The sequence below is a fragment of the Mucilaginibacter sp. OK098 genome, from assembly GCF_900142915.1.
Taxonomy (GTDB): domain Bacteria; phylum Bacteroidota; class Bacteroidia; order Sphingobacteriales; family Sphingobacteriaceae; genus Mucilaginibacter.
Genome location: NZ_FRCM01000001.1, coordinates 750243 through 763959, shown reverse-complemented (window position 1 = coordinate 763959; position 13717 = coordinate 750243). Strand labels below are relative to the sequence as shown.

Genomic DNA, 13717 nt, shown 5'->3' with positions numbered 1-13717 from the left:
TTAAATAAAATCAATATTTTATTCTTCTTATTTATTCACGAAAGCAATTTTACCGGGATTTATACCAACTACAATTGAATACTCCAGCTTACCGGTTTTATCAAAAGCGTATAAAGTACCGTTTGATGAATAATCTTTTGCATCGGTAACAAATATTTCACCGCTTAAAGCATCGGCAGCCAATGTATAAGGGGTAGTGATAACCGTTCCGTCAGTTATAAAATTAGCTTGCGCAGCGGTTTGTGTTTTCGCATTATATACTGCAATCTTATTATCAGCCGTAACGTAATAAACATAATCACCCTGTGCAGCTATTGGTATATTATAACCCAGGGATGGTGCGAATTGTGATTTTACAGCATCTGTTTTATTATCAATTACGGTGATGCCTCCCTGTACGCTTGCAAAATCGCCCAATGATATAACATATACATTTCCATATGTATCAGCAGCAAGAGATACGGGATTAGCTGTTACCGTTATTTTTTTTGTTTCAGCTAACGAGGTTAAATCAATCACCGAAACGGTTTTATCCGGATTGCCAAAGCTTAAACCACCAGAATTGGCTACATACAATTTGTCGTTCGAAACCACTAATTGCTCAGGATTACGACCAACTGTAATATATTTACTTATGGATAAGGTTGTAGTATCCATTACTGCTACGTTACCATCGTACGAAGTAATAAATGCATTTCCTTTGTAAAAAGCTACACTTCTGCATTGGTGCACACTATCCTGTTTAATAAGTTTACCCGTTTTAGCGTTGACAACATCTACTCTGTTTGAGTTGTTAACGACAATGTACATCTTAGAGCCATAAATCTCAACATCATTGCCGGTGTCGCCTATTTTACTGCCGCCATTAGCCGTGCTGAAAAGATCAGCCGTAAGCTGTTTGGTTGTATAATCGTAATAAGTAAGTGTACTGTTATTGCTGCCAAAACCGCCCTGATTTAACACATACAAACCGGCCCTGGTTGCAGTCGGATTATTAGTTTTAGGGATAACTTTGTCTTTATGACACGATGCCAATGTCACTACGAACGTTATGGCAATAAGTAAATAGCTAAGTTTAATTTGTTTCATGATTATTGATTATTTATATAGTTATTTGAATTGAAAGTCTTAATGAGCGGCCCGGCATCGGGTAGCTTTGTACAACAAAATAGCTTTTATCAAAAAGGTTATTTACCCCAATTGACGCACGCAAAGGCTTATTATTTAATACAGTGTGATAAACAAAAGAGGCATCACTTATAGCGTATCCGGGGATATAGTCATACGGAAGATTATCATTGGTATAATATCTTGACGACGAAATAACCTGGTTAAAATATAACCCTATATGGCCGTGATCAATACCTGCGTTAAAAGCCAATATGTTTTTTGGGGTATAGGGCAATTGATTAAGATATATGGATGATGTTGGATCGGTAACATTAAGCGCCTGCAGATAGCTATAATTTAATGACAGCGAACCCTTATATCCGCTGATGCTTTTAGTTTGTGTTTTTAAACTAATATCAATCCCCTTTATATCAACTTTGCCAAAATTTTGGATAGATCCATTGTAAGCATCTTTAGGGATAAATACAATTTTATTGGTTACATGACTATAATAGGCATCTGCGGTTAATGCTATATAATCAATAAAACCATTTAAAGCCTTGCTGTAAGTAGCGCCCAAATCAAATTGGTTTGTAAATTCCGGTTTTAAGTTAGGGTTGCCTATTCCACCATAATAAAGATCATCAAATGTTGGATTCCGGAATATGTACTTATAAAAGGCCCTTAACTGAAATCCTGAATTTTCAAATGGCTTAAAAGCAGCTAATAAGGTCGGCGAAAAATTATTCCGTGCTGGGGCTGCCCTGCCAGCTTTAACCGTTTCAGTAATATTTGTATTCAATAAACTTCCTTCTAATTGAAGTTTCCCAAGGGTTAAGTTTGATGCCAATACATTTAGCATTGTTAATCTTGTCGGGTGTGGAAATAGTGGATAAGGATAATTGAAAAGAACGTTCAGGTCATTAACTGCCACGTCTGTTGAATAGGAAACTTCCCAATTAGGCGCAAAATGATAAGCTAAAGCTGCAGATTGATAAACCTCGCGTTGTGTAAAACGCTGATCTAACAGGTGTTGTTCATTCAAAAAATCCGGATTAAGGTAGCGAAGATAGTTCTGGGATAATTTAGTGTTCAAAAACAAATGAAGCCCACTGGCCCAGATCCGTTCATAACCGGCCTGCATAAAAAAGTCCCTGTTCCACAAACGCTCCCTTGAAGTATTTGCGTTATAAAGTATTACAGCGCCGGGCAAACCCCTTTCAGAGTCGTAGTAATTTATATGCAGATTAAATTTATTACTATCATTTTTTGTCCAGTACAAGGCGCCGTCCACCTGCCTGGCAGAAATGTCTGAATTGAGCCGGTCCCGTGTAGAGCTTGATCCATTTCCACTGCTTTGATATTTATATCGCCCGTTTGCATCTTCGAAATAGCTATTTACAATAAATGACCAATTGTTATTAATCCGCTGCTGCCATTGTAAATACGGTTCTATCAACCCAAATGATCCTGCTTTTATTCCGGCAGTAACCTGGTAAGGCTTATTTGCTGTAAGCGCTGGTTTAATAGTTCTAATAGAAAGGATACTCGCTGCTGTGAAGGATCTTGCCGGCATACAAATGGTTGCAGGCTGGCCATTAAACAAAGTAATATCCTGTACATTATTTAAATTAAACTTGCTCAGATCAATCTGCCCGTTTTCGGCATCGCTTACCAATATTCCATCATATAAAACTGCTGTGTGGTTAGCTCCTAACCCCCTTACTGATACCGTTTTTAAACCGCCTATCCCGCCATAATCTTTAATATTCACACCTGAAAAATTTCTTATAGCACCTGCAACATCAAAAGCGCCGTATTGATCAAAAGCATTTGCTGAAATTTGTTGTATCGGCGCCATGCTTTGTACCTGAGGTATTGGAGAGGTTTTTACCTTAACCTCATTTAACTTTTTAGCAGTATCGGTTTGAGCATTTACAGAAAAAGGCAAAACAACGCATAGGAATAATCCTGGTAAAAAAGATAAAATACTTTTTAAATAGTGCTCAATTCCTTGCATTTGTCGCGGGTTAACCCATAGCTATACAGAATACAAAATTTGAAATAGAAACCACAGCAGAAGAGTTTCACATTCAAGCTTCAATCCCCGAAAGCCGTGAATAATATTTATGCTCTGGCAGGTCTTCTGACTTACTCCCCTGTTGCCCGGTCTTCCCGCCCATATTTTACATGGACAGTGACCAATTGATTGAACAACGGTTATGGAGCTTACAGCTGCGGGACAGTTACGGAGTTACACCGTATTCCCTTTTAATTTCTTATGGTATTACCCTAAGAAAACCTAAAGCGGTGTAAAAGTATGATAAGAATTTATAATCGACAACTAAGTTGTGTATTTAGTTGATTAGGTTAAGCAGGTTAATTAAGTTTGGTAAACTAAATAGATTGCAATATAAATAATGAAAAACATTATACTTTTTTTATTACTGATGGTAAAAGTTAACGCTTTTGCTCAAGAACCGGATACTGTTTTTCTAAAAAAATTATTGGAGTCCCACCCCGAGCTATTCAGCGGCATCCTGAATCACCCAACCCATAATGAGGTACAGATCTTGTATACACAAATTGACAGGGATAAAAACAATGTACCTCACTTTACCTCATATAGTTACCAGCTTAATGCCAACCACTATTTTTATCCGGCAAGCACTGTTAAACTACCTACCGCTATATTTGCGCTAGAAAAATTGCATGAATTAAACATCTCCGGCTTAACCAGGAGATCCGTTATGAAAACCGATAGCTCATTTGAAGGGGAAACCAAAATGACGGAGGACACCTCGTCCATTAATGGTCTGCCAAGTATTGAAAATTACATAAAGAAAATTCTTTTGGTAAGCGACAACTATGCCTATAATCGTCTTTATGAATTTGTTGGTCGCGAAGAAATCAACAATAAGCTCAAGAAATATGGCTTAAATAACACACGGATTATTGGCCGGCTTGCTATTTATGACGCCGGCGAAAATGCTAAACATACTAATGCCATTGATTTTTATAGTGACGATAAGCTGATCTATCGCCAGTCTGCACAATATGATGCAAAGAATTATCCGATGCATTTGGATAACATGATACAGGGAAAGGGCTACCTTGATAAAAACGACAAACTGGTAATGAAGCCCTTTGATTTCAGCGAAAAGAACGTTTATACCATTGCAGATATGCAATCGGTATTAAAGAGATTATTATTCCCTGATTCCTTTCCAAAAGAGCAACAATTTAATTTAAAACCGGAAGAATATAAATTCATCTACCATTACATGAGCATGTTCCCTGGCGAAAGTAAAAAGCCTACTTATAACCAGCCCGACTACTACCCTGCTTATTGTAAATTCCTTTTTTACGGCGGCGACAGCACAGCATCTATAAATCCCGATATCAGGATCTTTAACAAAGTTGGCGATTCTTATGGTTATGATATCGACAATGCCTACATAGTTGATTTTAAGCACAATGTAGAATTTATTTTAACCGCCGTGGTACAATCAAACGAAGATGGCATCTATAATGATAACAAGTATGAATATGCCACCGTTTGTCTTCCCTTTATGAAAAACCTGGGTCAGGTTATTCATCAATATGAATTAAATCGACCTAAAAAACATATCCCTGATCTATCTAAGTTTAAGTTTAGCTATTAGTCGGTTGATTGAGTTGACTAAGTTAGATTTCGTTGATTAAGTTAGATCTTCCAAAGATTTACGAAGTTTTAAAAACTAAATCTGACTATCCTCCCATCAGCTTCATCATAATTATCAGCTCCAATCAGCGATGCTAATCAGTGAAATCATAATAAATAAAACTAATCAGTTGTATAGGTTGTTGAATAGGTACACCTATTTAAACAATACTATATGTCAAATACAGCATTACAGCGGACCCCGGGTAACAACGGCTCTGCAAACATAAATTTGAACTGGCCCGAACGTTATATCTCTATAGCCGCAGGCGTAAAACTGAGCTTTTCAGGCATCAGAAATATATTTAAAAGCCCTTTCACCAGTATTCTAAAGCTTGGCGCTGGCGGCTACCTGGTAAATCGGGGCATCAGCGGCCATTGTGAACTTTACTCACAGGCAGGTAAAATCAACACCTCTCCTGTAAATATTAATATCAGGTCTTCCTTTACAGTTAACAGATCACGAACCGATGTATATAATTTTTGGCGCAAGCTGGATAACCTTCCTTTGTTTATGAAGCACCTGGAAAGTGTAAATGTAATTAATGAAACACGTTCATATTGGGTTTTAAAGCTGCCCACCGGTGTGGCCACTGTAAGCTGGGATGCCGAAATTGTCCATGATGATCCGGGTTATATGATCGGCTGGAGCTCCCTCCCCAATTCAATTATTGATAACGCAGGTAAGGTCCGGTTCCGCGATACAGAAGATGGCGGCACCTTGATTGATGTGGTTATAAGCTACCAGCCGCCTGCAGGCGGGTTTGGCGCAAGTGTGGCACATGTTTTAAACCCGGTATTTAAGAAACTGGTTGATAATGATGTACAGAACTTTAAACAGTATATGGATATACCTGAAGCAGAAGGAATTATTATAGCTTTGTAGTTTTTGAACCATGATTAAAGGATTCAAAGATTACCTTGATCAAAGCATCAGAAAATCCTAAAATCAGGTAAACGGCGAAGCCCTCTTGAACACCTTAAAAAAATTAACAATAAGTGAGAAATCATGTTTCAAAAAATAACGCCACAAAAAAAACCCGCATTAAGCGGGTTTTTTAATATTTATCCTAAGAATCTTTAAATCTTAAAGATCTTAGTTTATTTTACTGCATCAATAACTGCTTTAAAAGCATCAGGGTGATTCATTGCTAAATCAGCTAATACCTTACGGTTTAAACCAATTTCACTTGCTGTTAATTTACCCATTAATTGTGAGTAAGAAATTCCGTGCTGACGTGCACCTGCATTAATACGCTGGATCCATAAAGCTCTGAATTCTCTTTTCTTGGTCTTACGGTCACGATATGCGTACTGTAAACCTTTTTCTACTGTGTTTTTTGCAACGGTATAAACCTTGCTGCGTGAACCCCAATAACCTTTTGCAAGGTTCATGATTCTTTTCCGGCGTCTTCTCGACGCTACTGCGTTAACTGAACGTGGCATGTTGTTGATTTTTGGTAGTGAGTGTCAATTTAATGATCTTTAAAACTCTAATACCTGGTTAAAAATTTGTTAATTACTTACCTATGCAAAGCATACGTTTTACGTTACCCATATCCGCCTTAGATACTAAGCTGGTGTGAGTTAGATTACGTTTACGTTTAGTCGACATCTTTGTTAAGATGTGGCTTTTAAAGGCGTTCTTCCTGGTGATTTTACCTGTTCCAGTAAGCTTAAAGCGCTTTTTGGCACTGGAATTGGTTTTCATTTTTGGCATAACCGTCTGTGTATATATATTTATTAATTAATTACTCTTTTTGAGGTGAAAGCTGAAAGGTAAAAGGCGAAAGCTTGTTTTTCCTAACCTCTAATCTCCAGTCCCTAATCACTACTTCTTCGCTGCCTTAGGCGTAACGGTTAAAAACATCCGTTTTCCTTCAAGCTTTGGCAATTGTTCAACCTTACCTACTTCTTCTAATGCCTGTGCAAAGCGCAAAAGCAAAATTTCGCCCTGCTCCTTATAAACAATTGCACGGCCTTTAAAGTGTACGTAAGCCCTTACCTTTTCGCCGGCTTCCAAAAACTTAATGGCATGCTTTAATTTAAACTCAAAGTCATGGTCATCCGTGTTTGGCCCAAACCTTATTTCTTTAATAACGGTTTGCTTGGCATTGCTCTTTATCTCCTTAAGCTTCTTCTTCTGCTCGTAAATAAACTTATTATAGTCTGTAATTTTACAAACGGGAGGTACTGCGTTTGGAGAAATTTCAACAAGATCCAACTCCTGCTCTTCGGCTAATGCAAGCGCATCGCGAAGGGAATAAATACCCTGTTCGATGTTATCGCCTACAAGACGGACCTCAGTGGCCCTGATAAATTGATTGATGTTGTGTTCGGCTTCCTTTTTCTTAAATGGTAGCCTGGGTCCTCTGTTGAAAGGTTTGTTTAATGCCAAGTTATACTGTTATTTCTTTAATTATTTGTTGTTTAAATTCTTCAATGCTCATGCTTCCTAAATCTCCCTGACCATGTTTACGAACAGAAACCAAGCCTTCGGCTGTTTCTTTTTCTCCCACAATCAGCATATAAGGGATTTTTTTGACTTCGGCATCACGGATTTTACGCCCGATCTTCTCATCCCTGAAATCAATAAGCCCGCAAATATCGGAATCTTTTAACGATTCTGAAAGTTTTTTTGCATAATCTTCATATTTTTCAGAGATCGGCAAAATAATAAATTGCTCAGGCGAAAGCCACAGCGGAAAATTACCCGCACAATGCTCAATTAACACAGCCACAAACCTTTCCAGCGAGCCAAATGGCGCCCTATGGATCATTACCGGCCGGTGTTTCTGGTTATCACTGCCTGTGTATTCAAGCTCAAAACGTTCCGGTAAATTATAATCCACCTGGATAGTTCCCAACTGCCATTTTCTGCCCAGGGCATCCTTAACCATAAAATCAAGCTTAGGCCCATAAAATGCAGCCTCACCCAACTCAACAACAGTGCGCAAACCTTTTTCTTCGGCAGCTTCAATAATTGCAGATTCAGCTAAAGCCCAGTTCTCATCGGTACCGATGTATTTAGCCTTGTTATTCGGATCGCGAAGTGATACCTGCGCGGTATAATCTTCAAAGCCCAAAGCACCAAATACGTATAATACCAGGTCAATAACCTTTTTAAATTCATCTTTTACCTGGTCAGGGCGACAAAACAAATGCGCATCATCCTGAGTAAATCCGCGAACACGGGTCAAGCCGTGCAGCTCGCCGCTTTGCTCGTAACGGTAAACGGTACCAAACTCGGCGTAACGTACCGGAAGGTCTTTATATGAACGTGGTTTTGTTTTATAGATCTCGCAATGGTGCGGGCAGTTCATTGGTTTTAAAAAGAACTCCTCCCCTTCCTGCGGTGTTTTTATCGGCTGGAATGAATCAGCACCATATTTTTCATAATGGCCTGATGTTACATAAAGGTTTTTATGCCCTATATGCGGGGTAATCACCTGCTCGTAACCCGCCTTTACCTGTGCTTTTTGTAAAAAATTAGTCAACCGTTCGCGCAAAGCAGCGCCTTTGGGTAACCATAGTGGTAAACCCATGCCCACTTTTTCAGAAAAGGCAAACAGTTCCATTTCTTTACCCAGCTTGCGGTGATCGCGTTTTTTTGCTTCCTCCAGCAAATGCAGGTAATCAGTAAGCTCACTTGCTTTAGGAAAGGTAACGCCATAGATCCTTGTTAGCTGCTTGCGGCTTTCATCGCCACGCCAGTAGGCACCGGCAACGCTCATTAGCTTAACAGCCTTTATAAAACCTGTATTAGGGATGTGTGGCCCGCGGCACAGGTCAGTAAAATTACCTTGTGTATAAAAAGTAATGGAGCCATCGGGCAGATCCTTTAATAAGTCAAGCTTGTACTCATCGCCTTTTTCAGTAAAATATTCAATCGCATCCGCTTTGCTAACAGGCTTACGGATATATTCTTCTTTGGTTTTAGCCAATTCGATGATCTTGTCCTCTATCAGCTTAAACTCGTCAGATGAAAATTCGCGGTCGCCAAAGTCAACATCATAGTAAAAGCCGGTTTCAATTGCCGGTCCTATCCCAAATTTTGTACCCGGGTATAATGCTTCCAAAGCCTCGGCCATCAAGTGGGCTGATGAATGCCAGAAAGTGGCCTTTGCCTGTGTATCGTTCCAGGTTAATAGTTTAACGTGCGCGTCTTGCTCAATGGGGCGGCTTGCGTCCCAAACCTGGCCGTCAACTTCGGCTGCTAATACGTTTCTGGCTAATCCTTCGGAGATCGACTGCGCGATCTGCATGGACGACGTTCCCTTGTCATACTGACGAACGGAACCGTCAGGGAGTGTAATGTTAATCATCTACAACTATGATTTAAAAGTTTATAAAATTACGTTTATTCAATCACCTACTAAGTGATCTTATTTGAGGCACAAAAATAAGATAAATTTATTAAGGATTATACTTGATATTACAATTGGTTGTCCTGAATATATTTTATGATGTATGCTTTTACCACCGCTTTTTTATTAACATCTGTAATTAAATCATATAATGGAATTAGCCCGTCTTCTGCCGCACCAATAAACCTCGCTTTATCTTCAGTTGTACTGCCAAACCATTCAGTGGGGTTAATGAATGTCCTATTGTTAACACTACTTTCCTTTAACGTTGATTGGTCTCCGCCAACTGCATAAAAATAAACTTTAGCAGACGTATTGGCATTCAAGGCAACCAAATCCATTGGGTCTAATTCACCGGTAGCAAGCCCAAATATTGTCTTCATTGCATACCTTAAACCTGTAGAACTTATCATTTTTCTGTTTGTGCTAGGCGCTTCAGCCTGGTAAACCACATTTAAACGTGAACCAATTGCTATGCTTCTTAACATATGCGTGCCATATTTTTTTACTAAGTCGGCGGTGGTTAATGTATTTACATCCTGTGAAAAGCCATCCGTAACGTAACTATTTAGCACATTGTTATAATTATCTACGATTCTCATTCTCATTCTTACCGAAATGGCTGAGTAATACCCATACACATATTTACCATTGAAAGTATCCGCACCCGGAAATGCACTTGCTATTGTATTTTTAAACACTTTTAAACCGCTTGTTTCGTCGAACTTTTGTGATAGTTTACCTGCTAAATCCGTTGCGGTTTCTCCGCTGTAATTCTCCCAATAACCTGTAGTAGCTCTGCTCAAGTCAAATTGATAGGGATTACTCTTAACGAGCGATGGAATGTTTATAACTACGGATCTTACCGAAGATGCATCGTTATATTGATCGGTTATATCATATCCATAACCTAAAAAGTTATAGGTAGCGTCCCCCTGTTGGTTTAAATCAGTTGACTGATTACCGTTAGTAATAGTAAGTTTAATATCAGTAGGAAGTTTTCCATCATCCTTTTTTTGGATTTCCGGACTTTTTTTACACGAACCCAATGCAGCAAGTAATCCCAGCATTAATATTGTTCTTTTCACTAATATAGTTTGTTTTTTAAAGGTGATGAAGGTGTAATTAGTTGTTATATTCATTTCAGTTTGTAAATGGTAGCTCATAATGTTTTCCAGGTTAATAAATGATTGGTGATATTATACCGGGTAAGATATAAGTTTGCCTATAAGGTTTAATCCTGAAACAAGATATTTTATCCTTACAACTTTTATGCGCTTGCCAAAATCCGAGATCGAACATCCGAATTCCGAAATCTTATACGTTCCCCCACCCCATTGCCAGTACATCAGCTATGTGATAGGTTTTTAAGGGCAGGTTATTTTTGTCGATGTAGCTTTGCAGGTGCATTAGGCATGAGGCATCTGTTGATATGATGTATTCCGCTTCGGCAGCTAAAGCATGATCAACCTTTTGCTGGGCCATTGCAGTAGATATGGCATCAAATTTAACCGCGAAAGTACCACCGAAACCGCAGCAGGTTTCACCGTCCGCAAGGTCAACCAGGTCAAGACCAAGCACTTTTGATAATAGCTGGCGGGGTTCTCCTTTAATTTTACATTCGCGCAGGCCGCTGCAACTGTCGTGATATACCGCGCGACCTTCCAGTTCGGCGCCGAAATAATCAAACTGCAGAATGTTTACCAGGAAGTCCGACAGCTCATAGATATTTGCCTGGATAGCCCGGCACTTATTGTGCGAAGTTGTATTGGTAAAAAGATCGTTATAATAATTTTTCACCATACCGGTACAGGATGCCGATGGCGATACAATTACACTGTCTGCAGAAAAATCATTTAAAAATTTGCTGCCAACCGTTTTGGCGTCATCCCAAAAACCCGCATTAAAAGCAGGCTGACCACAGCAGGTTTGCGCCGGATTATAGGTAACCGCACACCCTGCTTTTTCAAGCACTTTAATGGTGTTAAAAGCGGTTTCGGGAAATAATTGATCGATAAAACAAGGAATAAATAACTCAACCTTCATCTGTTCGGAATTAAGAACCGCTAAAATCAGAATTTTTATTAAATTTCTTCTCCTGTGCCAATAAAGAAAACAACAAAACCAATCCTACTATAAAGAAAACGCACAAAGCCAGTGCCGAATTGCGCATGCTGCCGGTTAATTCCTCAATAAATGCAAAGCTGGCCATCCCGCCTACTATTGCCAGTTTTTCGGTAACGTCGTAAAAACTAAAGAATGATGCCGTATCCGGGATATCCTGCGGCAGGTATTTGGAATAGGTAGACCGCGAAAGCGATTGGATGCCACCCATAATCATTCCTACAACAATAGCCAATCCGTAAAATTGTGTCACCGTAGTGGTAAAATAAGCGGCAATACACGCCCCTATCCATATCACTACCACACCAGCCAGTACTTTTACATTACCATAAATACCTGATAACCGCGACATTAATGTAGCCCCGCCTATTGCCACCAGTTGGATAATTAAAATAATTTCTATCAGTCCGCTGGTTTCCATGTGCAGCACTTTGGCCCCAAAGCCAGCTGCCACTAGCATAATGGTTTGTACACCCATAGAGTAAAAGAAAAAAGCAGGTAAAAATCGTTTCAGCAGTGGCATTGCTTTTACTTTGTTCCACACCTGCCCCAGTTCAATAAAGCCGCCTTTTATAATATTGTTATGGCGAGGCTCAGCATTAGGACTGCCTTTTGGCAATACGCTGAAAGGGATATAGGCAAAACCTATCCACCATAAACCAACCAGTAAAAATGACAGTTGTGCGGCACCGCTTGAGGTTAAATGAAATGTTTTGGGCGACAGTACAAAAACCAAACAGATGATCTGTAAAATAACGCTGCCAACGTACCCGTAGGTAAAACCTTTAGCGCTTACATTATCCTGCATATCAAGCGTGGCAATCTCGGGCAGGTATGAGTTGTAGAACACAAAACCGCCACTATAGCCTATTGCAGCAAGCGCGAAACAAATGATGCCAAACTCCAGGTTATCCTTAGTAAAAATGAACAAAGCACAGCAGGAAATGGCCCCCAGCCAGGTAAAGAACTTCATAAAGATCCTCTTGTTCCCCTGGTAATCAGCAATAGAGGATAATATGGGCAACAGCAAAACCATAATAAGGTAGGCAACCGCCAATGCATAATTAGATAAGGCCGTATTTATAAACCTGTGACCAAAAAAGGTAACCATGTCACCATTTTTAGGGTCTGCAGTTATAGCCACATAATAGGCCGGGAAAATAGTTGAGGTAATAACCAGGTTATAAGCTGAATTGGCCCAATCAAAAAAGGCCCAGGCCCGGATGGTTTTCTTATTGTTTTTAGGTTCCATGGTGTGCTAAAAGTATGGAAAATTATAAAGATTTGGCAAATTTAAAATTTGCCAAATCCAATCCTCCCGAAAACATTGTAACCGCAATTATGTAGTAATAAGTATATCCCTACTGCTATGAAATACAAAGGCCTCACAGTAACAAGTTTAATACTTGCTATTATAGTTATCATCAGCTGTAAAACGCATTTTGAAACCACTAAAAGTGATTATAAAGCAGTTGCATCTACTGCAAATTTTGAGCATGGGAAAAACCTGGTATTCAGCATTTGCGCAGGCTGTCATTATAACCGGGGTGTTAAAAAGTTTATCGGCAACCCTATTCATGATGTGCCAGGCATCGCGGGTAAAGTATATTCAGCAAATCTTACGCATTCAAAAACAAACGGAATTGCCCCCAAATATTCAGATGCGCAGCTAAAATATTTACTTAAAACAGGGATCTCAAAAGATGGCCGCTTTATGGCCTACATGCTGCGCCCAAATATGGCAGATGAGGACATAAATGATATTATAGTTTACCTCCGTTCAGATGATCAGGCAGTTAGCGCTGCTGACACTACTGTTGGCCTAACACATTATAGCCTGATTGGTAAAGCCTACCTGGGTTTTAAAGGAGATCCGGCTCCCTATAAAAACGGGATTAAAAGGCCATCGGGAAATGACCCGGTAGCGTTGGGAAAATATTTGGTTGATAATGTGGGATGTTATCACTGTCATTCCAAAAGCCTAAAAGCCTTAAACTCCATAACCCCCGAGAAAACAAAAGGATACCTTGCAGGCGGCGCAACATTTAAAGGCGCACAGGGTATGGAAATTGCTGCATCAAACATCACCCCAGATAAAAATAGCGGAATAGGTAGTTATACAAGAGAAGATTTTCGCAAAGCCGTTAAAGATGGCCAAAGCCCAACCAGGAAACTGAAACCGCCAATGGAAAAATTTGAATATTTAAGCGATAAGGAAGTTGATGCGATTTATGCTTATTTAATTACGGTGCCTGCCAAGTATCATGTGGTGAAGCATTTGTAATAATATTGTAGAGACGCGATGCATCGCGTCTTAAACCATTAAGGTAAACATCATAATTAGCAGCATGATCTTGGTTTTGTGAAACATGTTGGCAACCTGGCCGCAGTTAGACGCGAAGCATCGCGTCTC

Annotated in this window: 12 protein-coding genes and 1 riboswitch; of the genes, 3 read left to right on the top strand and 9 right to left on the bottom strand. The window is 39.5% G+C overall.

Features of this window, described 5'->3' with window-relative positions:
* Positions 1–27 precede the first annotated feature (27 nt).
* Complete coding sequence (locus BUE31_RS03150) at positions 28–1089, bottom strand: DUF5074 domain-containing protein (RefSeq protein WP_073400161.1); 1062 nt, start codon at positions 1087–1089, stop codon at positions 28–30.
* Positions 1090–1102: 13 nt separating this feature from the next.
* On the bottom strand, positions 1103–3130 hold the full coding sequence (locus tag BUE31_RS03145; RefSeq protein ID WP_073400159.1) for a TonB-dependent receptor: 2028 nt from the start codon (positions 3128–3130) through the stop codon (positions 1103–1105).
* 98 nt (positions 3131–3228) lie between these two features.
* Positions 3229–3431, bottom strand: a riboswitch (cobalamin riboswitch).
* Positions 3432–3530: 99 nt separating this feature from the next.
* Between BUE31_RS03145 and BUE31_RS03140 the strand changes: the two genes are divergently transcribed.
* A complete protein-coding gene (locus BUE31_RS03140) occupies positions 3531–4775 on the top strand; it encodes a serine hydrolase (protein ID WP_073400157.1) in 1245 nt (414 codons plus the stop codon).
* Between the two features lie 213 nt (positions 4776–4988).
* Complete coding sequence (locus BUE31_RS03135; protein ID WP_073400155.1) at positions 4989–5699, top strand: SRPBCC family protein; 711 nt, start codon at positions 4989–4991, stop codon at positions 5697–5699.
* Between the two features lie 215 nt (positions 5700–5914).
* On the opposite strand, the gene rplT is transcribed toward BUE31_RS03135, so the two are convergent.
* From rplT to BUE31_RS03100, 7 genes are all read right to left on the bottom strand, one after another.
* Positions 5915–6259, bottom strand: coding sequence for a 50S ribosomal protein L20 (gene rplT / locus BUE31_RS03130; RefSeq protein WP_073400153.1), 345 nt, complete (start codon positions 6257–6259; stop codon positions 5915–5917).
* 73 nt (positions 6260–6332) lie between these two features.
* Positions 6333–6533 (bottom strand): 50S ribosomal protein L35, encoded by a 201-nt coding sequence (gene rpmI / locus BUE31_RS03125; RefSeq protein WP_073400151.1) that lies wholly within the window; start codon positions 6531–6533, stop codon positions 6333–6335.
* Between the two features lie 111 nt (positions 6534–6644).
* The gene (gene infC / locus BUE31_RS03120) at positions 6645–7211 is read right to left on the bottom strand and encodes a translation initiation factor IF-3 (protein WP_073400149.1); all 567 of its coding nucleotides are present in this window, start codon (positions 7209–7211) and stop codon (positions 6645–6647) included.
* Between the two features lies 1 nt (position 7212).
* Positions 7213–9138: a threonine--tRNA ligase gene (gene thrS, locus BUE31_RS03115; RefSeq protein WP_073400147.1), complete on the bottom strand. Its 1926-nt coding sequence runs from the start codon at positions 9136–9138 to the stop codon at positions 7213–7215.
* A 110-nt stretch (positions 9139–9248) separates the two neighbouring features.
* The gene (locus BUE31_RS03110) at positions 9249–10346 is read right to left on the bottom strand and encodes an MAC/perforin domain-containing protein (protein ID WP_073400145.1); all 1098 of its coding nucleotides are present in this window, start codon (positions 10344–10346) and stop codon (positions 9249–9251) included.
* 151 nt (positions 10347–10497) lie between these two features.
* The gene (locus tag BUE31_RS03105; protein ID WP_073400143.1) at positions 10498–11226 is read right to left on the bottom strand and encodes a (Fe-S)-binding protein; all 729 of its coding nucleotides are present in this window, start codon (positions 11224–11226) and stop codon (positions 10498–10500) included.
* 10 nt (positions 11227–11236) lie between these two features.
* Positions 11237–12556 (bottom strand): MFS transporter, encoded by a 1320-nt coding sequence (locus tag BUE31_RS03100; protein ID WP_073400141.1) that lies wholly within the window; start codon positions 12554–12556, stop codon positions 11237–11239.
* A 117-nt stretch (positions 12557–12673) separates the two neighbouring features.
* On the opposite strand from BUE31_RS03100, the gene BUE31_RS03095 reads away from it, so the two are divergent.
* Positions 12674–13588, top strand: coding sequence for a c-type cytochrome (locus BUE31_RS03095; protein WP_073400139.1), 915 nt, complete (start codon positions 12674–12676; stop codon positions 13586–13588).
* Positions 13589–13717: the final 129 nt, after the last annotated feature.